The organism is Mycobacterium sp. 852002-51971_SCH5477799-a (genome assembly GCF_001667145.1).
GTDB lineage: Bacteria > Actinomycetota > Actinomycetes > Mycobacteriales > Mycobacteriaceae > Mycobacterium.
Genome location: NZ_LZIF01000102.1, coordinates 1 through 23,951, shown reverse-complemented (window position 1 = coordinate 23,951; position 23,951 = coordinate 1). Strand labels below are relative to the sequence as shown.

Sequence of the window (23,951 nt, the reverse complement as noted above, 5' to 3'; positions counted from 1 at the left end):
GGCAGGTGTTGTGCCCGCCTCACAGCGACAAATGCCGCCGTGGCACCCCCCGTGACCAGGTTGTCGCTGCGAGGTGGGCACGAACGGCATAGCCGCCGATCCGGACGGCTGGGGCGGATGTGAAACGACAGGCAAATGTGAAACGGGCGTGCGCCCGCAACCCCTACACCGGCAGCAGCTGGTCGATCACCGCGGCCAACTGCTTGGCCGACCTGCACTCGTGCATCGGGATGACGTCTTGGTAGCGCGGCACCGCAGAGTCGCCGCTGCCCCACAGATGCTTGGGCTCGGGATTCAGCCAGTGCGCGTGCCTGCTGGCGGTCACCATGTGGGACAGCAGCTCGGTCTCCGGGTTGCGGTAATTGGTGCGGCCGTCCCCGAGCACCAGCAGCGAGGTACGCGGTGACAGCACATTGGGGAACGCCTGAATGAACGACGCGAACGCGTTGCCGTAATCGGAATGGCCGTCGCGACTGTAAACGCCCGACTCCCGGGTGATCCGCTGGATGGCCACCGCCAGGTCGGCTTCCGGGCCGAACATGTGGGTCACCTCGTCGGTGGTGTCGATGAAGGCGAACACGCGAACGCGCGAGAACTGTTGGCGCAGAGCATGTACCAGGAGCAGGGTGAAGTGGCTGAACCCGGCGACCGAGCCGGACACGTCGCACAGCACCACCAGTTCCGGCCGTGCCGGACGCGGCTTGGCCAGCACGACGTCGATCGGGACCCCACCGGTGGACATCGACTTGCGCAGCGTCTTGCGCATATCGATCGACCCGGCCCGGGCGCGTCGCCGGCGGGCCGCCAGCCGGGTCGCCAGAGTTCGCGCCAGCGGGGCCACCACGCGGCGCATCTGGCGCAGCTGCTCACCGGAGGCGCGCAGGAATTCCACGTTCTCGGAAAGCTGTGGTATGCCGTACATCTGGACGTGATCGCGACCCAGCTGCTCCGCGGTGCGCCGTTTGGTCTCGGAATCGACCATCTTGCGTAATTGGGTGATCCGCTGCGCAGCAAGCGCTTTGGCGATCTCCTCCTGGCTGGGAGTGGGCTCGTCGCCGTACGAGGCGAGCAGCCCGGCCAGCAGCTTGCCCTCGAGCTCATCGAGCGCCATCGCCTTGAGCGCCTGGTACGACGAAAAGGACGGGCCGCGACTGGAGTTGTATTTGCCGTAGGCCTCGACGATCCGGGCGATCATCGCGACCAGGCGCTCGTCCATGTCGGCGAGGTCGGGGTTCTCGGTCAGCAGGTCGACCAGCATCTGGCGCATCGCCTCGACGTCGTCGGGCGGCAACGCGCTGTCGTCTGGCGAGTCGTTGGCCTCGTCGTCGGTGACCACCGCGCGCGTGCCCAGCGCGGCGGGGAACCATAAGTCGAACAGGGCGTCATAGGTCTCGCGGTGATCGGATCGGCGCAACACGGCGCAGGCCAAGCCCTCCCGCAGCACCTTCCGGTCACCCAGGCCGAGCGTCGCCATCACCCGTCCGGCATCCACCGTCTCCGACGGACCGACCGAAATCCCTGCCCCGCGAAGCGCTTCCACGAAGCCCACCAAATGGCCTGGCAGCCCGTGCGGGGCGAGCGGCCGGGAGGGTCGGGTGCGGCGGGTGGCCATCAGTCGTCCTAATTCAGCCGCAGCTCGCCGGTTGCGCGCTGCTGGTCGGACTGATGTTTGAGCACCACGCCGAGCGTGGCTGCGACGACCGCGTCGTCGATGGTGTCCAGGCCCAGCGCGAGCAGCGTGCGGCCCCAGTCGATGGTCTCGGCGATGGATGGCACTTTCTTGAGTTGCATCCCGCGCAGCACGCCGATGATGCGAACGAGCTCCTCGGCCAGATGCGCGGGCAACTCCGGGACGCGGGACAACAAGATGCGGCGTTCCAGGTCGGGACTGGGAAAGTCGATGTGCAGGTACAGGCAGCGACGCTTGAGCGCCTCGGACAACTCACGGGTGGCGTTCGAGGTCAGCACCACCAGCGGCGTCCGCTCGGCGGTGATGGTGCCCAGTTCGGGAACGGTCACCGCGAAGTCGGACAGCACCTCCAGCAGCAGGCCCTCGATTTCGATATCGGCCTTGTCGGTCTCGTCGATGAGCAGCACCGTTGGCTCGGTGCGCCGGATGGCGGTCAGCAACGGACGCTGCAGCAAGAACTCCTCGCTGAACACGTCGTCCTTGGTCTGATCCCAGTCCCCCGACCCGGCCTGGATGCGCAGGATCTGCTTGGCGTGGTTCCACTCGTAGAGCGCACGAGCCTCGTCGACGCCCTCGTAGCACTGCAAGCGCACCAGTCCCGAGCCGGTGGCCTGCGCGACGGCGCGGGCCAGCTCGGTCTTGCCGACGCCGGCCGGGCCTTCCACCAACAGCGGCTTACCGAGCCGATCGGCCAAGAACACGGCCGTCGCGGTGGCGGTGTCCGGCAGGTAGCCGGTCTCGGCCAGCCGCCGCGACACGTCGTCGATGTCGTCGAACAACGGCTTGGACCGGGCGGGCACACTCACAATCGGTTCTCCTAAAACGCTTACGCCACGCGGGTATCAGGCCGGACGAGTTTGTCCGTCTCCCCACGCAATCCATTTGGTCGAGGTCAATTCGGGCAGCCCCATCGGACCGCGGGCATGCAGTTTCTGGGTAGAGATCCCGATTTCGGCCCCGAAGCCGAACTGCTCACCGTCGGTGAATGCCGTCGACGCGTTGACCATCACCGCGGCCGCGTCCACACCATCTGTAAACTTCTGCGCCGCAGCCATATTGGTGGTCACGATGGCCTCGGTGTGCCCGGTGCCGTACTCGTTGATGTGAGCGATCGCGGCGTCGATACCGTCGACCACCGCCACCGCGATGTCCATCGACAGGTACTCGCGACGCAGGTCGTCCTCGTGCGCATCCTTGGAAAAGCCGCCGTGCACGGTCACACCGGCGTCTTGCAGGGCGGTGACCAGCCGGGGCAGCGCGTCTTCGGCGATCGCGACGTCGACCAGCAGTGTCTCGGCGGCATTGCAGACGCTGGGCCGACGGGTCTTGGAATTCAGCAGGATTCGCTCCGCCACATCCAGGTCGGCGCCTTCGTGCACATAGACGTGACAGTTGCCGACGCCGGTCTCGATGGCGGGCACCTGCGCGTCGCGGACCACCGCGTTGATCAGGCTTGCCCCGCCACGCGGAATCACCACGTCGACCAAACCCCGGGCCTGGATCAGATGCGTCACCGTGGAGCGGTCATCTGCCGAAAGCAGTTGCACCGCATCGGCCGGCAGGTCCTCGCTGACCAGCGACGCCCGCAGCACCTGGACCAGCGCCTGATTGGACCGCGTCGCCGACGAACTTCCGCGCAGCAGTACGGCATTGCCGGACTTGAGCGCGAGCCCGAACGCGTCAACGGTCACGTTGGGCCGTCCCTCGTAGATCATGCCGACGACGCCCAGCGGCACCCGCTGCTGACGCAGCTGCAGCCCGTTGGGCAACGTGTAACCGCGCAGCACCTCCCCGACCGGGTCGGGCAGCCCGGCGACCTGACGCAGGCCGGCGGCGATGCCCTCAACACGTTTGGAGTCCAACGCCAACCGGTCGAGCATCGCTGACGGCGTGCCGCCGGCCCGGGCGGCGTCGAGGTCTTCGGCATTGGCCGACAGGATCAGCTCGCTGTGGGCGGCTATCGCGTCAGCCGCAGATCGCAGTGCTTGGTCCTTGGCAACCGTCGGCAACAATGCCAGGACACGTGACGCAACGCGGGCGCGACGAGCCGCGTTGTGCACCTCCTGGCGCAAGTCAGGAAGCGATGGTGCTTGCAGACTCATCAAACCAGGGTATCGGGCGGCAAAACCGCGGGTTAGGCGGCCCGATCGCCGCTACCCCGATGGCGGCGACCCACTTCGCCCGGCACCGCCGCGCTCGCGATCGCCACTACCCCGATGGCGGCGACCCACTTCGCTATTCGGTGTTTGTCATGAAGCGATTCGGCGTCGAAAGTGCCGTCCCCGTGGTGTGCTTTGCCATCCCGTCACGACTAACGTCGCCGTCATGGCGGGCGTCTGTGTTGTGGGCAGTGTGAATCTCGATCTATCCCTGAGTGTCGATGCCCTTCCGCGGCCCGGCGAAACGGTTTTGGCGTCATCGTTGACGCATGCCCCCGGTGGCAAGGGCGGCAATCAGGCGGTTGCGGCGGCGCGCGCGGGCGCGCAGGTGCAATTCGTCGGAGCGGTGGGCGATGACGCGGCCGCCGGACAACTGCGCGCGCACCTCGAAGCCAACGGCGTCAGGTTGGATGGAGCCATTGAAATCCCCGGCCTCAGCGGCACGGCGATCGTGGTGGTCGATGCGAAGGCCGAGAACACGATCGTGGTCGCGCCGGGTGCCAACGGTCGTTTCACGCTGACCGACGACCGGGCCCGCACGGTTGTCGCAAACTGCGATGTGCTGTTGACGCAGTTAGAGATTCCGGTGGCCACCGCGGTCGCGGCGGCCCAACACGCGCGTTCGGCCGGAGCGGTCGTCGTTGTGAACGCATCGCCGGCCGGTCAGGACCCCGGATCGTTGGGCGACTTGGCGGCCGCCGCGGACGTGGTGATCACCAACGAAGAGGAAGCCGACGAATGGCCGTGGCGCCCGGAGCATTTGGTGGTGACTTTGGGCGCGAACGGCGCCCGTTACGTTGGCGCGGACGGCGAGTACACCGTGCCGGCCCCGGCGGTGGATCCGGTGGACACCACCGGCGCAGGCGACGTCTTCGCCGGTGTGCTGGCCGCGAATTGGCCACTCAATCCCGGCTCGCCGGATCAGCGGCGCCTCGCGTTGCGGCGTGCCTGCGCGGCGGGTGCGCTGGCGACATTGGTGGCCGGTGCGGGCGATTGCGCACCGGACGCCACAGCGATCGACAAGGCGCTGCGAGAGGCTTCCTAGCCGCTGCGCCCACCGGGGCATGCTGACCGGATCCTACGAGCGGTGACGGACGGGCCACCGCGCTGACCTGCGGTTGGCAGTGTTTGGCAGCGGCTGGCGTCGATCTGGCAGTGGTTTGTGAGCAGCGTCGGTGGTGATCGCAGTCCGCCACGAGAAAGGAACATCATGTCCGCTATCACGATCGACCGCACGGGCACGCGGGACGGCTTGCTTCGCCTTGCCATGCGCGCCGACGCCGGCATCAGCGCGCTGGTCGGCCTGGCCGGTATTCCGGTGGCCGGCTGGCTCGCCGACCTCTCTGGCACCACGAAAGGGTTCGAGTACGGCATGGCCGCGTTCTTGATCGCGTACGGCGTGGTGGTGTTCGGGCTGGCTGCCTTGCCGTCGGTGCGCCGCGCCGGCATGACCGTCATCATCGCGAACGTGGCATACACGGTGGCCGCAATAGTTCTTGTGCTCGCCGACATCTTCCCGTTGACGTCGACGGGCGTGGTGCTCAACCTGGCGGCGGGCGTTTACACGCTGGTGTTCGCCGAGTTGCAGTACCAGGGCTGGCGCCGCGCGAGGGTTTGAGCCCGAATTGCTCAGGGCCCGTCCGGTGCTGCCGGGCGGGCCCCCGAGTGTGGGAACTAGTCCTCCGGGATTTCGCGTTCGATCTCGTCGAGCCAGATGCGCGCCGACATATCGGACGGGGCGCGCCAATCCCCCCGCGGCGACAGTGAACCTCCGTGCGACACCTTGGGCCCGTTGGGCAACGCCGAGCGCTTGAACTGGCTGAATGAGTAGAACCGCTGCACGAAAACCTGCAGCCAGTGCCGAATTTCCTTCAGCGAGTACGACGGCCGTTTGTCCTCGGGGAAGCCGGGCGGCCAGATGCCGTGATCGGGATCGCTCCACGCGTGCCAGGCCAGGAAAGCGATTTTCGATGGCCGGAATCCGAAGCGCAGCACGTGGAACAGCGAAAAGTCCTGCAGCGCAAACGGACCCACTTTCGCCTCGCTGCTCTGCAGCTCTTCCTCCTCGCCGCTGGGAACCAGCTCCGGGGTGATCTCGGTGTCGAGCACCGACTGCAACACCTCGCTGACCTCCGGCTCGAACTGTTCCGACGAGATCACCCAGCGGATCAGGTGCTGGACCAGCGTTTTGGGCACGCCCGCATTGACGTTGTAATGCGACATCTGATCGCCGACACCGTATGTCGACCAACCCAGCCCGAGCTCGGACAAGTCACCGGTGCCCAGCACTATCCCGCCACGCTGATTTGCCAGCCGGAACAGGTAGTCGGTGCGCAAACCGGCCTGGACGTTTTCGAAGGTGACGTCATACACCTTCTCGCCGCGCGCGAACGGGTGGTCCATCTCCTTGAGCATCAGTTCGGCGCTCTGACGAATATCGATTTCGGCGAACGTCACGCCCAGCGTGCGGCACAGCTCGGCCGCGTTGCGCTTGGTGCGGTCGCCGGTCGCGAAGCCGGGCAGCGTGAACGCCAAAATGTCACTGCGCGGGCGTTGTTCGCGATCCATCGCGCGTGCGGCAACGATCAGCGCATGCGTCGAGTCCAGCCCACCGGAGATGCCGATGACGATTTTCGGGAAATCCAGCGCGCGCAGCCGTTGCTCGAGACCGGCAACCTGGATGTTGTAACCCTCGAAGCAATCCTGTTCCAGCCGTGCCGGATCGGCGGGAACGAAGGGAAAACGCTCGACCTCACGCCGCAGTCCGATGTCGCCGCCCGGCGGATCCAGCCGGAACTCGATGCGCCGGTAGGTGTCCGTCGTCGTCCGGTGGTGGCGCCGGTTGTCGTCGAACGTGCCCATCCGGAGCCGTTCAGAGCGAAGCAGTTCGATGTCGACGTCGGCGACGCTGAGCCGCTCCCCCTTGGGGAAGCGCTCGGACTGAGCCAGCATCACGCCGTTCTCGAACACCATGGTTTGACCGTCCCACGCCAGGTCGGTCGTCGATTCGCCTTCCCCGGCAGCCGAATACACGTAGGCGGCCAGGCATCGCGACGAGGCCGAGCGGGCCAGCAGGCAGCGGTCCTCGGCGCGGCCGATCGTGATCGGACTGCCGGACAGGTTGGCCAGCACCGTCGCGCCCGCGAGCGCGGCCTCCGCGCTGGGCGGAATCGGCACGAACATGTCCTCGCAGATCTCCACGTGCAGCACCAAGCCGGGGACGTCGGACGCCTCGAAAAGCAGGTCGGGGCCGAACGGCACCTCGACGCCGGCGACGCGGATGGTGCCGCGCTCGTCGTCGCCCGGTGCGATCTGGCGGCGCTCGTAGAACTCCCGATAGGTGGGCAGGTAAGACTTCGGCGCCACCCCGAGCACCTCGCCGCGGTGGATGACCACGGCGGCGTTGTAGATCCGGTGCCGATGACGCAGGGGGGCACCCACGACGAGCACTGGCAACAACTCGGCCGAGGCCGCGACGATCTCCGCGACGGCCTTGTCGACATCGTCAAGCAACAGGTCCTGCAGCACGATATCTTCGATGGAGTACCCGGACAGCGTCAGTTCCGGGAAGACGGCCAGTGCGACGGCATCGTCGTGGCACTCCCGGGCCATTCGCAGGACTGATTCGGCATTCGCGGCCGGGTCGCCGATGACCGTGCCGTGCGTGCATGCGGCGACGCGGGCAAAGCCTTGGCTGTAAGCGTTGTAAAAATCCATCGCTCTTCCATTGTCGTCCCGTGCGTGTCAACTCGGGGTCGCCGGGTATTCCCGACTCCATGAGCGACACGGCTGTCTTGGTGGTCGACATGATGAACACGTATCAGCATCCCGACGCTGAGAATCTAATACCCAATGTCGAGAAGATCATCGAGCCTTTGGCCGATTTGGTTCGCCGGGCACGTGTGCGCGACGGCGTCGACCTGGTGTACGTCAACGACAACTATGGCGATTTCACAGCGCAGTTCTCCGACATCGTCCGTGCTGCATCCGACGGGGCCCGGCCTGACCTGGTGAAGCCGATCCTGCCAACCGGGGAGTGCCGCGTGATGACGAAGGTCCGGCACAGCGCGTTTTACGCGACGGCGCTGGCGTATCTGCTCAACCGTTTGGAGACCAAACGGTTGATCATCACCGGTCAGGTCACCGAGCAGTGCATCCTGTACACGGCCCTGGATGCCTACGTGCGGCACTTTCCCGTCGTGATTCCGACCGATGCCGTCGCACACATCGACCCCGACCTGGGCGAGGCGGCGTGCAAGATGATGCACCAGAACATGTCTGCCGAGCTCACGACGGCGGCCGACTGCCTGGGCTGATCTCCTACTCTGGATACGTGACCGTCGGCTGTGCAGAATCGCCTGAACTGGTCACTGTGCTGGCCGACCGCCGGGTCGCGGTGCTCACGGGCGCGGGCATCTCCACCGATTCGGGCATCCCCGACTACCGCGGGCCCGATTCACCGCCGAGCAACCCCATGACGATCCGCCAGTTCACCAGCGATCCGGTTTTTCGGCAGCGGTACTGGGCGCGCAACCACGTCGGTTGGCGGCACATGGAGGACACGCTGCCCAATGCGGGCCACCGGGCACTCGCCGCGCTCGAGGCCGCATCGGTGGTCACCGGCGTGATCACCCAGAACGTTGATCTGCTGCACACCAAGGCCGGCAGCCGAAACGTCATCAACCTGCACGGCACCTACGCGCAGGTGACTTGCCTGGACTGCGGATCAACCATGACGCGGGCCGCGTTGGCCGAGCGGCTGGAGGCGCTCAACCCCGGCTTCATCGAGCGCGCCGAAGCGATAGGTGGTCTGGCGGTGGCTCCCGACGCCGATGCCGTGGTCGCCGATACCGCGTCGTTCCATTACCTGGATTGCGAGTGCTGCGGCGGGATGCTGAAGCCAGACATCGTCTACTTCGGCGAAAGCGTCCCCAAAGAGGTTGTGGCGGAAGCGTATACGCTGGTGGACGGGGCGGATGTGCTGCTGGTCGCCGGCTCGTCGCTGACCGTATTCTCCGGCTACCGGTTCGTGCGGCACGCCGCGGCGCGGGGCATTCCTGTGGCCATCGTCAACCGTGGCAGTACCCGCGGCGACGACCTGGCCACCGTCAAGGTCGACGGCGGGTGCTCGGAGTTGCTGGCGCTGCTCGCCGACGAGTTGGCGCCCCTGTCAACGCGTTAGAAGGTGCACGGCATGCAGCGACGGCGTGCACGAAATCGCCGGCCAAGTAGGTGGGCTCGCCCGCACGTCGGGCAGCTACGAAACAGCTCGCCGAAGATGGCCGGCAGCTGGGCGCGGGCATGGCCGCCATGCTGGCCGAAATCGTCTGGCGCGCACTGTATTTCAAGCCGACATCGGAGCGCTGACCCGACCGTCGCACATGCGCCGACTCGTTCGGGAAGGTCGTAATGGTCCCACGGCGCATCCGCTGGGAACCTCCTACACCGCCACCAGGTCGTCGGCGTGCACTGCGGGCCTGCGCAACTCGCCGGGCAGCTCAGAGGTCGAGCGGCCCATCATGGTGGTCAGCTCCGTCGCGTCGTAAGCGACCACGCCACGGGCCACCATCACCGCGTCCGGGCCGCGCAATTCGACGACATCGCCGGCGTAAAATCGCCCGGCCACCGCGGTGATCCCGGCGGGCAGTAGCGAGCGACGCTGCCGCACCACCGCGCGCACGGCTCCGTCGTCCAGGGCCAGCGCGCCGGCCGCCTCGGCGGCGTAACGCACCCAGAACCGGCGTGCCGACATCCGCACCGGACGTGCCGCGAACACCGTGCCCACCGAGGCGTCGGTGAGCGCGGTCGCGGCGTCGGCGGCGGCCGACAGCAGCACCGGCACACCGGCGTCGGCGGCCAGCAGTGCCGAGGACATTTTCGAGGTCATCCCACCGGTACCCAAATCGCTTCCAGGCCCGGCGATTACACCGATCAGATCGGCGGAGCTGGACACCTCCGGGATGAACCTCGCGCCTTCGGTCTTTCGGGGATCCGAGTCGTAGAGTCCGTCGATGTCGGACAGCAGCACCAGGGCCTCGGCGCCGACCAGGTGAGCCACCAGCGCCGAAAGCCGGTCGTTGTCACCGAACCGGATCTCGTTGGTGGCCACCGTATCGTTTTCGTTGACGATCGCCACCGCATGCAGGGCGCGCAGCCGATCCAGCGTGCGCTGGGCGTTGGTGTGCTGGGCCCGCATCGAGATGTCGTGCGCGGTCAGCAGCACCTGGCCGACCGTGCGGCCATAGCGGGCGAACGCGGCGCTCCACGAATTCACCAACGCGACCTGACCGACGCTGGCCGCGGCCTGCTTGGTCGCTAAATCCCTAGGGCGACGGGATAATCCGAGCGGCTCGATGCCGGCCGCGATGGCTCCCGACGACACGATGACGACGTCTGTACCCGCCTTCATCCGCGCCTCGATAGCGTCGGCGAGCCCGGCCAGCCGGCCGGCGTCGAACACCCCCGCCGGTGTGGTCAGCGCGTTGGTCCCCACCTTGACCACCAGGCTGCGCGCGTTGCGGATGACGTCGCGGTGCTCGCTCACGACTCCTCACCGCGTTCGCGCCGCTGGCGCCGGGCGGCCTTGCGTTCGGCGGCGCCGACGCGCTCGGTGCGTTCCAACCGCGCATCGGTTCCGCGACCCGACATCGGGGCCTTCATCGCAACCTGTTGGCCGGCGGGCGTTTGCGGCTCCCAATCAAAGGTCATGTCTCCGATGGTCACTTCGCAACCCGGCCGAGCACCCAGCCGCAGCAACTCCTCTTCGACACCGAGGCGCGCCAGCCGGTCGGCGAGATATCCCACGGCCTCGTCGTTGTCGAAGTTGGTCTGTCGGATCCACCGTTCGGGGCGCGCGCCGCTGACCACGAAGGCGCCCGGCTGCCCCGGATCGGGCTCGACGCTGAAACCGCTGTCATCGACGGGGACCGGACGGATCACCGGACGGCGCGGCACGATCGCCGGCTGTGCGGCTTTGTACTCCGAGATCACTTTCCACAACCCAAAGATCAACGGCTGCAGACCTTCTCGCGCAACCGTCGAGACCAGGAACACCGGCCAGCCACGCTGGGCGATCTCATCACAGACGAACTCGGCGAGCTCGCGCGCCTCGGGGACGTCGATCTTGTTGAGTACCACCGCGCGGGGCCGCTCGGTGAGATCACCCAGCGTCGCATCCCCTTGCAGGGTGGGCGTATACGCGGCGAGCTCGGCCTCCAACGCGTCGATGTCGGAGATCGGATCACGGCCGGGTTCCGCCGTGGCGCAGTCGATGACGTGCACCAGCACGGCGCATCGCTCGATATGCCGGAGGAAGTCCAGCCCCAGGCCGCGGCCCTGTGATGCACCCGGGATCAGGCCCGGCACATCGGCGACAGTGAACGTGTGCTCACCCGCCGACACCACGCCGAGGTTGGGCACCAGCGTGGTGAACGGGTAGTCGGCGATCTTGGGCTTGGCCGCCGAGATGGTCGACACCAGTGAGGACTTGCCGGCCGACGGGAAGCCGATCAAGCCGGCGTCGGCGACGGTCTTGAGTTCCAGCGTCAGGTCGCGTGTTTGGCCCTGCTCGCCCAGCAGCGCGAAACCGGGAGCCTTGCGCGCACGCGACGCGAGAGCGGCGTTGCCCAGCCCGCCGCGACCGCCCGCGGCGGCTTCAAAGCGGGTGCCGGCGCCGACCAGGTCGGCCAGCAGCCGCCCGTTTTCGTCGAGGACGACGGTGCCGTCGGGCACTTTAACTTCCAGGTCGGCGCCCGCGGCGCCGTCACGGTTGTTGCCCATCCCCTGCTTGCCCGAAGGCGCGGTGACGTGCGGATGGAAATGGAAGTCGAGCAGGGTGTGCACCTGCGGATCGACGACGAAGACGATGCTGCCGCCGCGGCCGCCGTTGCCACCGTCGGGGCCGCCGAGCGGCTTGAACTTCTCGCGATGGACCGAGGCACAGCCGTTACCCCCAGCACCGGCGCGCGCATGGATGACGACGCGGTCGACGAACCGAGGCATCGTGGGTCCTCTCACCTACCACCGGGCCGCCGAAATCACCGGGCTGGGCCCGGAAACGCACCTCAGTCGGTGGCTTGTCCGGCGGCCACGATGTTGATGGTCTTGCGGCCGCGCTTGATGCCGAATTCGACGGCGCCGGCTTCCTTGGCGAACAGCGTGTCGTCCCCGCCGCGACCGACTCCCACGCCCGGGTGGAACTTGGTGCCGCGCTGCCGAACGATGATCTCGCCCGCCTTGACTACCTGGCCGCCGAATCGCTTCACGCCCAGCCGCTGCGCGGCGGAGTCGCGACCGTTGCGCGAGCTGGAAGCGCCCTTCTTGTGTGCCATGTCTGTCGCCTCTGCTATTTGATTCCGGTGACCTTCAGGACCGTCAGCTGCTGACGGTGACCCTGACGCTTGTGGTAGCCGGTCTTGTTCCTGAACTTGTGGATACGGATCTTGGGGCCCTTGGTGTGCTCGAGCACCTCGCCGGTCACCGTGACCTTGGCCAGCGCGGCCGCATCGGTGGTCACCTTGGCGCCGTCCACCACCAGGGCGACGGGCAGCGACACGTTCGAGCCGGGCTCGGATTCGAGCTTCTCGACCTTGACCACGTCCCCGACGGCGACCTTGTATTGCTTGCCGCCCGTCTTCACGATTGCGTAGGTCGCCATCGTTGCTGTTGCTCCTTCTTCTAACCGCTGCTCTGCGCGCCGCGCGCGAACCAACCGCGGTGCACGTGGTGGGTCTGGGTTGCGGGCCTGCGCCGATTCCCGGGAGTCCCGCTGCCGCCGGCCGAAGTTTCTCGCCCGGCCTGACGACAACTGTCTAAGGGTACGTGACCAGCGGCTACAGGGTCAAACCGGACACGACCGGCGCCTTCGGCGTCAGCCGGCTCAGTCCGCGTGGATGGGCGGTCCGGCCGGCCTCCCCGCAGCGCGCCTGCGCCGGGGCCGTCCGGCGCCGGCCTGGTCGGCTTCAGCGGAGCCCGACCCGCTGTCATCGGAGTCGTCGTCCTCGGTGTCCAGGTCGTCGTCCTCGAGCTCGAGATCCTCGTCATCGTCGGCGAGGTCATCTTCGTCGTCGATGTCTTCGTCATCGTCGTCCAGGTCGTCGTCATCGTCCGAATCGTCGTCCTCGTCGGAATCGTCGTCATCGTCCGAATCGTCGTCCGAGTCCTCGTCGTCGTCCGAGTCCTCGTCGTCGGTGTCGTCGAAGTCCCCGGCGTCGGTGCCCTCGCCGGCGCGGCCCGCCTGCTCCTGGTCGAGCTCGTCGATGGTGTCTTCGCTGACCTCATCGGAGTCGTCGTCCTCGGACTGCGCGGAGGAGCCGGCGGCCATCGCCTTGAACATCGGGTGCTCGCCGGGAGCGTGGGCGGGCACCTTCGCCACCACCTGCTCTTCGGCTTTGTTCTTCTTGCGCCTGCCCCGGCGACCACCACCGCCGGAGTCGGACTTGCGCCCGTTCGACGAGGCCGAATCCACCGGGTCGTTGTGCAGCAGGATTCCGCGCCCGCCGCAGTTCGAGCACGACGTGGAGAACGCCTCGATCAGGCCGGTGCCCAACTTCTTGCGGGTCAGCTGGACCAAACCGAGCGACGTCACCTCGGACACCTGATGACGGGTGCGGTCGCGGGCCAGCGCTTCGGTCAGCCGCCGCAGCACCAGATCGCGGTTGGACTCCAGCACCATGTCGATGAAGTCGATGACCACGATCCCGCCGATGTCGCGCAGCCGCAGCTGGCGCACGATCTCCTCGGCAGCCTCGAGGTTGTTCTTAGTCACCGTCTGCTCGAGGTTGCCCCCGGACCCGGTGAACTTGCCGGTGTTGACATCGACCACCGTCATGGCCTCGGTCCGGTCGATCACCAGCGTGCCGCCCGACGGCAGCCACACCTTGCGCTCCATGGCCTTGGCGAGCTGCTCATCGATGCGATGCACCGCGAACACATCCGGCCCGGCCTGCCCTTCCGGACCGGCGGGCGCCTCGTACTTGGTCAGCTTCGAAACCAGATCGGGGGCAACCGAATTCACGTAGTCGTTGATGGTGGCCCAGGCCTCGTCACCCGAGACGATGAGGCCGGCGAAGTCCTCGTTGAACAGGTCGCGGATGACCTTGACCAGCACGTCGGGCTCTTCGTAGAGGGCCACCGCGGCGCCGGCGGCCTTCTCCTTGATCTCGATCGCCTTGGCCTCGATCTGTTTCCAGCGCTCCTGCAGCCGGGTGACATCGCTGCGGATGTCCTCTTCTTTCACGCCCTCGGACGCGGTACGGATGATCACCCCGGCGTCCGACGGCACCACTTCCCGCAGGATCTCTTTGAGCCGCTGGCGTTCGGTGTCGGGCAGCTTGCGGCTGATCCCGGTCGACGACGCCCCCGGCACGTAGACCAGGTAGCGACCCGCCAGCGACACCTGGGTGGTGAGCCGCGCTCCCTTGTGCCCGACGGGGTCCTTGCTGACCTGGACGACGACGTAGTCGCCGGGTTTGAGCGCCTGTTCGATCTTGCGATCCGATCCGCCGAGCCCGGCGGCCTCCCAGTTGACCTCGCCGGCGTAGAGCACACCGTTGCGGCCGCGGCCGATGTCGACGAACGCCGCCTCCATCGACGGCAGCACGTTTTGCACGATGCCTAGGTAGATGTTGCCCACCAAGGAGGCCGACGCGGCCGAGGTGACGAAGTGCTCGACGACGATGCCGTCCTCGAGCACCGCGATCTGGGTGTAGCGCGAGCCCTGATGCGGCTGCTCGGTGCGGACCCGGTCGCGCACCACCATCATCCGCTCAACGGCCTCGCGGCGGGCCAGGAATTCGGCCTCGGTCAGCACCGGGGGCCGGCGCCGGCCGGCGTCGCGGCCGTCCCGGCGGCGTTGCCGCTTGGCCTCCAGTCGAGTGGAGCCGTTGATGCCCTTGATCTCGTTGTTCGAGCCGGCGGAGTCATCTCCGCCGCCCTTGCCGTTCCGGGGCGACCGCTCGTGCACCACCGTGTTGGGCGGGTCATCCGGCGAAGACCCCTCGTCGTCGCCGTCGCTCGATCCGGATTTGCGCCGCCGCCGCCGGCGCCGGCGGCGATTACCGCCGTCTGCCGAACCGTCGTCACCGTTGTCCGAGTCGTCGGAGTCATCGGAGTCGTCCGAATCCTGACCGTCGGAGTCCTCGGAGTCGGCCGAGTCCGCTTGACCGCCCTTCTTGCCCCGCGGTGGCCCCTCGTCGTCATCGCCGTCGTCGCCCTGGCCGTCGGGTCCGCCCTGCTCACCGCGCCCGCGGCCGCGACCACGACGGCCGCGACGCCGCCGCCGGTTCGACGGCCGGTCGACCTCCTCGTCGTCGTCGCTGTCGGACTCGTCGGAGTCCGCACTGTCGTCCGTGTCGGCCTCTTCCTCGCGGGCATCGATCGGCTGCGGCGCGACGAACAGCGGCATGTAATGCGGCCGCTCGGCGGCCATGTCCGGGCTCTCGAGCAGCAGGCGGGATTCGGGTTCGTCGGCGGCGCTTGCTTCGGCGGACGGCGTGCCGACCTCGTCCTCCGCGCTTGCCGGGGGCTCCGCGGACGCCAGCAGGTCCCGTACCCGGACGGCGTCATCGCGGTCCACGGTGGAATGTGCACTGCGGATCCGCCCGTCCAGTTCGCTCAGTGCGTCCAGCACCCGCTTGCTGGTGGTTCCCAGCGTTCGGGCCAGCGAATGAACTCTCAAGCGGTCCGGCAGTTCGCCCGGCCGAGTCGATTCTTCTGATGGGTCTGCAGTCGGTGCACCGTCTACCACGTATTCTCCTCAAGCCCCCGGGCGCGTCATTGCGACGCGGCCACGCGAGGGCTTCGCTATGGACCCGGGTCACTTCACCCGGGCTTGTGATGGTCTCGCCCCGAGCGGCCCAGGATCGCAGACCCACTCGGCGCCGTGCTGAATGACGGCCTGACATGCAGCGAACCAAGGCGACGGGGCTATGGTCGCGCTTGTCTAAGTCTTCATTCGGGTGTCCGACGCCGGTCCGGCGACGTTCACCCGAGACCAGTATCCCACATCACGTCGCCGCCCCAGCCACACATGATGCAGCGGCTTGCGCAAAGTTGCCCAGGACCATGCCGCGACCGCTATCGCCGCAGGTCTAACCCTCGGGAAACCAGAGCGCGATCTCACGCTTCGCGGACTCGGCCGAATCCGACCCGTGCACCAGGTTGAACTGGGTCTCCAGCCCGAAATCGCCGCGGATGGTGCCGGGGATCGCCTTCTCCACCGGATCGGTACCGCCTGCGAGCTGCCGGAATGCGGCGACAGCCCGGGGCCCCTCCACGATGGCCGCCACCACCGGTCCCGACGTGATGAACTCCAGCAGCGACTCGAAGAAGGGCTTGCCGTCGTGTTCCGCGTAGTGCTGGGCGGCGAGGTCGCGGCCGACGGGCCGAAGCTTCAGCGCGGCGATGGTGAGGCCTTTGCGCTCGATGCGGCCGATGATCTCCCCCACCAGCTGGCGCTGCACGGCGTCGGGCTTGATCAGTACCAATGTCCGTTCGGTCACGGCGGACAGCGTACATAATCGGTCGCCGCGGGGCCGGGTGACCGCAGTGGGGGCTGCTCGGGCCGTCTACGCCGCCCTGACTGCCGCCCTACCCCTGCCTGCGTCGGACCTCGGCGCGGAAGTAGGCGATCAGCCCCCACAGCCCGGTGAACAGCACGCCGATGAAACCCACCCCGGGGTAGACCGCGAAGCCGGCGAGCAGGATCACCTGCACGCCGAGGTTGGCCCAAATCGCCCAGGGCTTGCGCTGCACACCGGCCATCAGGATCAGCAGGACGGCCAGCCCGATCAGGTAGACCAGCGACGCCGTCGTCAGTCCGCCGCCGACCGCGCCCACCACCGGGATCGCGAGCAGCACCACGATCGCTTCCAGAAACAGGGTCAAGGCCATCACCGCGCCGAAGCTCCGCCACGGGTCGGCCTGCGGCACCGGGGCCTGCTCCTCGGGGTTCTCGGGCACGTCGGTCATTGCGGATCACGACCGAACAGCGTGCGCGCTGCGCCGGCGGTGACCACCGAGCCGGTGATGACGATGCCGGTGCCGGCGAAGGCTTCCGCCGGTCCGTGCGCCGCGGCGTCATCCACCAGCGCCGTCGCGACGTCGATGGCATCGCGCAGGTTTCCCGCGGTGCTCACCCGGTCGGGCCCGAACCGCTCGCGCGCCGCCAAGGCCAGCGACTCGACGTCGACGGCCCGCGGGGATCCGTTGTGGGTCACCACGACAGCGTCGAAGACCGGTTGCAGGGCGGCCAGGATGCCGTCGACGTCCTTGTCGGCGAGCACGCTGAGCACCCCGACCAGATAGCGGAAGTCGAATTCACCGGCCAGGGTCTGCGCGAGCGCGGCCGCACCGGCGGGATTGTGCGCGGCGTCGATGAACACCGTGGGCGCGCTGCGCATCCGCTCCAGCCGGCCGGGGCTGGAGACGGCGGCGAAACCGGCGCGAACCGCCTCGACGTCGAGCTGACGTTGCGCCCCGGCACCGAAGAACGCCTCAACCGCGGCGAGGGCCAGCGCGGCGTTGTGCGCCTGATGTTCGCCATGCAGCGGCAAATAGACATCCGAATACACCCCGCCCAGACCCTGCAGCTGCAGCACCTGCCCGCCGATCGCGACCTGACGGCCGAGGACGGCGAACTCCGAATCCTCCCGGGCCACCGCGGCATCGGCTTGGACGGTCTGGGCCAACAGCACTTCCATCGCCTCCGGGGCCTGACGCGCGATGACCGCGACGGTATCGGGCGCGCCTTCGGGCGCGCGGGTGATGATGCCGGCCTTTTCCCCTGCGATGCCGGCGAGATCGTCGCCGAGGTATTCGACATGGTCGATGGAGACCGGGGTGATGACCGCGACCGGGGCGTTGATCACGTTGGTGGCATCCCAGCGCCCGCCCATCCCCACCTCGACCACCGCGACGTCGACGGGGGCGTCCGCGAACGCGGCGAACGCCATCGCGGTCAGCACCTCGAACTTGCTCATCGCGGGGCCGCCGTCGGCCTGAGATTGCGCGTCGACCATTTGCACGAACGGCTCGATCTCGCGATACGTGGCCACGTACTGCGCCGGAGTGATCGGCTTGGAGTCGATCGAGATGCGTTCCACGGCCGATTGCAGGTGCGGGCTGGTGGTGCGCCCGGTGCGCCGGTGCAGCGCGGTGATCAGTGCATCGATCATCCGCGCCACCGAGGTCTTGCCGTTGGTGCCCGCCACATGGATTGACGGGTAGGCCAGTTGCGGCGAGCCCAGCAGATCTAGCAGCGCGCTGATCCGCGTCAGGCTCGGCTCGATCTTGGTCTCCGGCCAGCGTTGGTCCAGCAGGTGCTCGACCTGTAACAGCGATGCGATCTCGTCGGGCGTGGGGGCCGGGTCGGGAATCTCGCTCGGACCCTCGTCCCGCGGCCAACCGGGCTCAGTCATCGGGCGCTCATTGCAGTCCGGCTAGCCGCGCGTTGATCCGCTCGGTTTCCTCCTGGGCCAGGCGCTGACGGTCCCGGATCTTGGTGACGACCTGTTCGGGCGCTTTGGCCAAAAAGTCCGCGTTGCCCAATTTGGCTGCGGTGGAGGCCAATTCCTTCTGCGCCGCGGCCAGGTCCTTTTCCAACCGGCGACGTTCGGCGGCGACGTCGATGGTGCCCGACGTGTCGAGCTCGACGACGACGGTGCCGCCACTGAGCCGCACCTCGACCGACGCCGACGGGCGAAAGTCCGGGCCGGCGGCGGTGAGCCACGCCAGCGACGTCACCGCACTCACCTGGGTGCCCAGATCGGATTCGTCGACACCGGTCAGCCGGGCCGGCACCTTCTGGCGGTCCGCCAGGCCCTGATCGCTGCGGAACCGCCGCACCTCGGTCACCAGCTTCTGTATGTCGGTAATCCGCTGCGCGGCAACGGGATTCGGGCTGATTCCGGACGGCTGCGGCCAATCCGCGATCACCAGCGACTCGTGGTGGGCCGCGTCGCCGGTCAGCGCCTGCCACAAGGCCTCGGTGATGAATGGGATCACCGGGTGCAGCAACCGCAGCAGGGTGTCCAGCGTGGCCGCCAACACGGCCGTGGTGTGGATGATCCCTTCAGCCAGTTGCGTCTTGGCCAATTCGACGTACCAGTCGCAGAATTCGTCCCACGCGAAGTGATAGAGCGCCTCGCAAGCGCGACTGAACTCGTAGCTGTCGAACGCCGAGTCGACCTCCGCGCGAACCTCTTCCAATCGCCCGAGAATCCATCGGTCGGCATCGGTGAGCTCGGCCGGCTCGGGCACCGGGGCCAGCTTCGCGCCGTTGAGCAGCGCGTAGCGGGTGGCATTGAACAGCTTGGTACAGAAGTTGCGCGACGACCGGACGTGGTCCTCACCGATCGCCAGGTCACCACCAGGACTGGCGCCGCGGGCCAGGGTGAACCGCAAGGCGTCGGCCCCGAAGACTTCCACCCACTCCAGCGGGTCGATGACATTGCCCTTGGACTTGCTCATTTTGCGACCGGACTCGTCGCGGATCAGCCCGTGCAGGAAGACATCAGTGAACGGCACCTGCGGACCGCGGCGGCCGTCCAGCGTGATGGACTCGTCGTCACCGACAAAGGTGCCGAACATCATCATCCTGGCTACCCAGAAAAACAGGATGTCATAACCGGTAACGAGAACGCTTGTGGGATAGAACTTTTCGATTTCTGGAGTCTTTTCCGGCCAGCCCAGCGTGGAAAACGGCCACAGGCCCGAGGAGAACCACGTGTCCAGCACATCGGGGTCCTGCTCCCAACCTTCCGGTGGGGTTTCGTCGGGGCCAACGCAACGCTGTTCGCCGTTGGGGCCGTACCAGATCGGGATGCGGTGACCCCACCACAGCTGGCGCGAGATGCACCAGTCGTGCATGTCATCGACCCAGCCGAACCACCGCGGCTCCAGACTGGCGGGGTGAATCACGGTGTCCCCGCTGCGCACCGCGTCGCCTGCGGCCTTGGCAAGCGATTCCACCCGGACCCACCACTGCAGGGAAAGGCGTGGTTCGATCGGCTCGCCGCTGCGCTCGGAGTGCCCGACACTGTGTAGGTACGGCCGCTTCTCCTCAACGATCCGGCCCTCGTCCGCCAGCGCCTCGCGCACCGCAACCCTGGCCTGAAATCTGTCCATGCCGTCGAATTGCGTTCCGGTGTCGGCGATTCGGCCCTTCGTGTCCATGATCGAAATCATCGGCAGCTGATGCCGCAGGCCGATCTCGAAGTCATTGGGGTCGTGCGCGGGCGTGACTTTGACTGCGCCGGTGCCGAATTCGGGGTCCACATGCTCGTCGGCGACCACCAACAGCTGGCGATCCACGAAAGGATGCGGCAGGCTGGTGCCGACCAGGTGTCGGTAGCGCTCGTCGTCGGGATGCACCGCGATCGCGGAGTCACCGAGCATCGTTTCCATCCGGGTGGTGGCCACCACGATGTGCGGCTGCGAGTCGTCCATCGACCCGTACCGGAACGACACCAGCTCGCCTTCGACTTCTTGATAGTCGACCTCGATATCCGAGATCGCTGTCTGCAGCACCGGCGACCAATTGACCAGCCGCTCGGCCCGATAGATCAGTCCGGCGTCGTAGAGGCGCTTGAAGATCGCCCGGACCGCCCGCGACAGACCCTCGTCCATGGTGAAGCGTTCGCGGCTCCAGTCCACGCCGTCGCCGAGGCGGCGCATCTGGGCGCCGATGGCGCCGCCGGACTCACGCTTCCAGTCCCAGACCTTTTCGATGAACAGTTCTCGGCCGAAGTCCTCTTTGGTCTTGCCGTCGACCGACAGCTGCTTTTCCACCACGCTCTGCGTCGCGATGCCGGCGTGATCCATTCCCGGCTGCCACAGGACCTCGTAACCCTGCATCCGCTTGCGGCGGGTCAAGGCGTCCATCATCGTGTGTTCGAGTGCGTGGCCCATGTGCAGGCTGCCGGTCACGTTCGGCGGCGGCAGCACAATCGAATACCCGGGCTTGGCGCTGTTCGGGTCGGCGACGAAGTACCCCGCGTCCACCCATTTCTGGTAGATGGCGCTTTCGGCCGCAGCCGGATCCCACGACTTGGGCAGGTCGGTGGCGGGGCTGCGGCTGGCGGTCACCCGTCAATTCTAGGGAGCGGTGTTTGCTCTCATGTAAGCGCCCAAATGCGCAGGCGGGGGGGTCTGTTGTTCAGCTATCGGGGAATCGTGAGTACCTGGCCGGGCTGAATCAGGTCCGGATTGGAGATGCCGCTGGCGTCGGCGATCGCCTGATATCTGTTGCCGTCGCCGTAGAAGCGCTCGGCAATCGCCCACAGAGTGTCGCCGGATTCGACGGTGTAGGTCCGGGCGGCCGGCCCCGGCTCGGGCTCAGCGTCCGCCGCTGCGGCGGGCTCCGCGACGGCTTCCTCGACGGGGGCCTCGGGTTCTTCGGCAGCGGGCTCTTCGGCAGCGGGGTCCGCGGCGGCCTCAGGTGGCGGCGGGTTGTCGGTCTCGGTGTGCGTCGACCATGCCGGTCCGTCGGCGGCATAGAGCACCAGGTTGCGGTCGTCTTGAAGTACGAGCTTGACGTCCTTCTTGCCCTTGGTGTCGGTGTGCCAGACCGGTTTGTCCGCCGTGTACAGGACGAAGTTCCCGTCGGGCTGCACTTCGGCGCGCACCACATCCTGACCGACGGTCGACGTGGACCAGAGGGCCTGGCCGCGCGAGGCGAGCACCAGGTTGCCGTCGTCTTGCAGGGTCAGGGTGTAGGCCCCGTTGTTGGAGGCGAGGGATTCCCCGCGCCAGCTCCTGACCACCAGTAAGCGTGTCTGACATGGCATTACCTCTCTCGTACTTCTTTGATCAGCGTCCGGCCCGGCCGGGGTCGAACGTCGCCTATGCCCACTGCGGGCGGGCCCGTACTTTTTGATTTTCGTCAGCTCCGGACATCCCTCCCTCGACGCAATCAAAACCGATCGAGAACTGCTGATGAAAACTCCGCGCGAGGTGCGGCGCCGGGTTATTTTTTGCCGCTGAGCAGGCCGCCGAGGATGTCGCCCAGCGCACCGCCCTTGCCGCCCAACACATTTCCGAGGATGCCGCCAAGGGACTTGTCGCCGGAGCCCGCCCCAAGAATGCTGCCCAACACCTAGCCCAGGGCGCCACCGGAGGTGGCTTGCGTTGTCCGAGGGGCCGTTTCCGGCGACCCCGCACCGGAGTTCAACTGTCTTCCGATGTATGCCAACACGATCGGTACCAAGACCGGCAGCAACTGCTTCAGCAAGTCGCTGTTGCCGGCGCCTCCCTTGGCCAGCGCCGAGGCAACCTGATCGGCGTCATTGACGCCGAAGATCGTAGCGATCGCCTGGTGCCCGTCCGTCACGCCAACCTGGTCGACACCCCACCGGCGTCGAGCAGACCACTGGCGGCGTGACTGGTGGCGGCGGACTCGATCCTGTCGGCCCCCTGCGGATCCTGCGCGTTCTGGTGAATGCCGCTCAGCAGCACCGGCACCAGCGTGTGAACCGCGCTTACGACTTCGTCTTCGTCTACGCCGAGCTTTACCGCGATTTCGGACGTCGGAATCTGTCCGTAAAGATCATCGAGACCGGCCATCGGGGTGCCCGCCTTTGCGGATGGGAAGTTTCAGGCGCGTCAGTTACGACACTAGACTCATGCGGCCCCCGGCAACACCCCCTGCGGGCGCGGTCCGACAGTTCGATCAGGCCAGTCGTTCAGTTTCCAACGAGACACCCGCGGCGGGGAATCGGTCCAGCAGCGCGTCACCCATCGCGGCCGCCGGAGTGAGAACGCCATGCAGATCTGGGAGCTTGTCGCGGTCCAGCGCGAGAGCGAGGCCACACTCCCCCAACAGCACCGACGTCGCCTTGTAGCCCGGGTCGCCGCGCTGCTCCATGCGCGCCACGTATCGCGCGCCGGTGGTCGTAGTGGTAAAGGTCTCGATCCGGTAGTAGCCGCGTTCCCGGGCGGCGTCACTCGGGCCGGTTCCGGGCTTGGGCACGATGCGCTCCACCAGTTTGCGCGGCAGCAGCCGGAAATACCGGCTGCCCAATCCGAAGGTCGCCGCGCCGACCCCGCCCACCACAGCGGATGCCACCGGCGCCAGCGGCGACGAGCCCAGGCTCATGCTTTCGGTGTAACGCAACTGGCGTCCGTAGGCCCAGTCCAGCAATGCATTGCTGCGCCGCACGATTCGGGTGTTATAGGGCGCCATCAAGAAGCCCGACGTCCATAAACCGGTCAGCTCCGGCGCGATCTGACGCCCCCGACGCCATGGCAGATCGGGCTGCGGGCCGATTTCGGGTTCGGCCCCGCGGTCCGTGGTCAGCGTGTACGGGTCGGCGAGCTGGCGGCGGGCGTCCGGATCGCGGGAGGCGGTATCGAGCACTTCCAGCATCGACGCGACCGTCCCCCCGGACACGCCACCGGAGAAGGACCGGACCACCAGATCGGTGTCACCGAGTTCTCCGGCGCCATCGTCCCGCGCCGCCCGGTAGAGCGCATAGACGCTGAGGTCCGAAGGGACCGAATCAAATCCGCAGGCGTGCACGATTCGGGCGCCGGTGTCCGCGGCCTGCTTGTGGTACAGGTCGATGCTTTCGCGGACGAACATCGCCTCGCCGGTCAGGTCGGCGTAGTCGGTGCCCGCGGCGGCGCATGCGGCCACCAGTGGCAGCCCGTAGCGGGTGTAGGGGCCGACCGTGGTGATGACGACCTGGGTACGGGCCGCCATCTCATCGAGTGTCGAGGGCGACGAGGCGTCGGCGTTCAGAATGGCCCACGACTGCGCGGCGTCGCCCAGCGTGTCGCGGACGGCGCGCAACTTGTCCGTCGATCTGCCGGCGAGCGCGATCCGCTGGTCCGGTGCCGAGCTGGCCAGGTATTCGGCGGTGAGCTTCCCGACGAAGCCGGTCGCCCCGTACAACACAATGTCGAATTCGCGCGGCGTTGCGGTCACGGGCCCGACGGTACCCGACGGTATCGGCCACAGCCCCCGAAGATAAGAAGTGCCGGGCCCAAGGCCCGGCCGTGGTTTATGTTAGCCCGCGCAGCCGGGGGGTGCCGGGCTGCGGCCTAGCCGCGGCGTCCGCAGACCGGCCAGCGCCGCGGCCCGGGGGGGGGGGCCCGGTGTCGGG

Annotated in this window: 18 protein-coding genes and 2 pseudogenes; 4 read left to right on the top strand and 16 right to left on the bottom strand. The window is 67.4% G+C overall.

Features of this window, described 5'->3' with window-relative positions:
- Window positions 1–163: 163 nt before the first annotated feature.
- From A5753_RS14470 to A5753_RS14460, 3 genes are read right to left on the bottom strand one after another with little or no spacing between them, the layout of a single operon-like run.
- Window positions 164–1,612, bottom strand: coding sequence for a VWA domain-containing protein (locus A5753_RS14470; RefSeq protein ID WP_067129065.1), 1,449 nt, complete (start codon window positions 1,610–1,612; stop codon window positions 164–166).
- A gap of 8 nt (window positions 1,613–1,620) precedes the next feature.
- Complete coding sequence (locus A5753_RS14465) at window positions 1,621–2,496, bottom strand: MoxR family ATPase (RefSeq protein WP_067129062.1); 876 nt, start codon at window positions 2,494–2,496, stop codon at window positions 1,621–1,623.
- 36 nt (window positions 2,497–2,532) lie between these two features.
- Window positions 2,533–3,792, bottom strand: a complete 1,260-nt coding sequence (locus A5753_RS14460; protein WP_067129058.1) for a glutamate-5-semialdehyde dehydrogenase — start codon at window positions 3,790–3,792, stop codon at window positions 2,533–2,535.
- Window positions 3,793–4,015: 223 nt separating this feature from the next.
- Between A5753_RS14460 and A5753_RS14455 the strand changes: the two genes are divergently transcribed.
- Both A5753_RS14455 and A5753_RS14450 read left to right on the top strand, forming a co-directional pair.
- The gene (locus A5753_RS14455) at window positions 4,016–4,894 is read left to right on the top strand and encodes a ribokinase (RefSeq protein ID WP_082971320.1); all 879 of its coding nucleotides are present in this window, start codon (window positions 4,016–4,018) and stop codon (window positions 4,892–4,894) included.
- A gap of 165 nt (window positions 4,895–5,059) precedes the next feature.
- Window positions 5,060–5,467, top strand: a complete 408-nt coding sequence (locus tag A5753_RS14450) for a hypothetical protein (RefSeq protein WP_067129053.1) — start codon at window positions 5,060–5,062, stop codon at window positions 5,465–5,467.
- 56 nt (window positions 5,468–5,523) lie between these two features.
- On the opposite strand, the gene A5753_RS14445 is transcribed toward A5753_RS14450, so the two are convergent.
- A complete protein-coding gene (locus tag A5753_RS14445) occupies window positions 5,524–7,566 on the bottom strand; it encodes an NAD(+) synthase (protein WP_067129050.1) in 2,043 nt (680 codons plus the stop codon).
- Window positions 7,567–7,625: 59 nt separating this feature from the next.
- On the opposite strand from A5753_RS14445, the gene A5753_RS14440 reads away from it, so the two are divergent.
- Window positions 7,626–8,165 (top strand): cysteine hydrolase family protein, encoded by a 540-nt coding sequence (locus tag A5753_RS14440; RefSeq protein WP_067129047.1) that lies wholly within the window; start codon window positions 7,626–7,628, stop codon window positions 8,163–8,165.
- Between the two features lie 17 nt (window positions 8,166–8,182).
- Window positions 8,183–9,031 (top strand): NAD-dependent protein deacetylase, encoded by an 849-nt coding sequence (locus A5753_RS14435; RefSeq protein WP_067129043.1) that lies wholly within the window; start codon window positions 8,183–8,185, stop codon window positions 9,029–9,031.
- Between the two features lie 258 nt (window positions 9,032–9,289).
- On the opposite strand, the gene proB is transcribed toward A5753_RS14435, so the two are convergent.
- The 12 genes and pseudogenes from proB to A5753_RS14375 all read right to left on the bottom strand — a co-directional run bounded on the left by proB (window position 9,290) and on the right by A5753_RS14375 (window position 23,773).
- Complete coding sequence (proB, locus tag A5753_RS14430; RefSeq protein ID WP_067129040.1) at window positions 9,290–10,393, bottom strand: glutamate 5-kinase; 1,104 nt, start codon at window positions 10,391–10,393, stop codon at window positions 9,290–9,292.
- Window positions 10,390–11,850 carry a GTPase ObgE gene (obgE, locus tag A5753_RS14425; protein ID WP_067129037.1) on the bottom strand — a complete coding sequence of 487 codons (1,461 nt, stop codon included), beginning with the start codon at window positions 11,848–11,850 and terminating at the stop codon, window positions 10,390–10,392. Before obgE ends, proB begins: the two co-directional genes overlap by 4 nt.
- A 62-nt stretch (window positions 11,851–11,912) precedes the next feature.
- The gene (gene rpmA, locus A5753_RS14420) at window positions 11,913–12,179 is read right to left on the bottom strand and encodes a 50S ribosomal protein L27 (protein ID WP_067129034.1); all 267 of its coding nucleotides are present in this window, start codon (window positions 12,177–12,179) and stop codon (window positions 11,913–11,915) included.
- Window positions 12,180–12,193: 14 nt separating this feature from the next.
- The gene (rplU, locus tag A5753_RS14415) at window positions 12,194–12,505 is read right to left on the bottom strand and encodes a 50S ribosomal protein L21 (RefSeq protein WP_067129031.1); all 312 of its coding nucleotides are present in this window, start codon (window positions 12,503–12,505) and stop codon (window positions 12,194–12,196) included.
- Window positions 12,506–12,727: 222 nt separating this feature from the next.
- Window positions 12,728–15,595, bottom strand: coding sequence for an Rne/Rng family ribonuclease (locus A5753_RS14410; protein ID WP_082971319.1), 2,868 nt, complete (start codon window positions 15,593–15,595; stop codon window positions 12,728–12,730).
- A gap of 343 nt (window positions 15,596–15,938) precedes the next feature.
- Entirely contained in the window at window positions 15,939–16,349 is a 411-nt protein-coding gene (gene ndk / locus A5753_RS14405) for a nucleoside-diphosphate kinase (RefSeq protein WP_067129028.1), read from the bottom strand.
- 88 nt (window positions 16,350–16,437) lie between these two features.
- Window positions 16,438–16,818, bottom strand: coding sequence for a DUF4233 domain-containing protein (locus A5753_RS14400; protein WP_067129024.1), 381 nt, complete (start codon window positions 16,816–16,818; stop codon window positions 16,438–16,440).
- A complete protein-coding gene (locus tag A5753_RS14395; protein ID WP_067129021.1) occupies window positions 16,815–18,266 on the bottom strand; it encodes a folylpolyglutamate synthase/dihydrofolate synthase family protein in 1,452 nt (483 codons plus the stop codon). The genes A5753_RS14400 and A5753_RS14395 overlap by 4 nt, the downstream gene beginning before the upstream one ends.
- Before the next feature lie 7 nt (window positions 18,267–18,273).
- On the bottom strand, window positions 18,274–20,934 hold the full coding sequence (locus tag A5753_RS14390) for a valine--tRNA ligase (protein ID WP_067129018.1): 2,661 nt from the start codon (window positions 20,932–20,934) through the stop codon (window positions 18,274–18,276).
- 74 nt (window positions 20,935–21,008) lie between these two features.
- Window positions 21,009–21,630: pseudogene (locus A5753_RS14385) on the bottom strand (LysM peptidoglycan-binding domain-containing protein).
- 184 nt (window positions 21,631–21,814) lie between these two features.
- A pseudogene (locus A5753_RS14380) lies at window positions 21,815–22,410 on the bottom strand (DUF937 domain-containing protein).
- A 106-nt stretch (window positions 22,411–22,516) separates the two neighbouring features.
- Window positions 22,517–23,773, bottom strand: a complete 1,257-nt coding sequence (locus tag A5753_RS14375) for a trans-acting enoyl reductase family protein (protein ID WP_067129013.1) — start codon at window positions 23,771–23,773, stop codon at window positions 22,517–22,519.
- Between the last annotated feature and the right edge of the window lie 178 nt (window positions 23,774–23,951).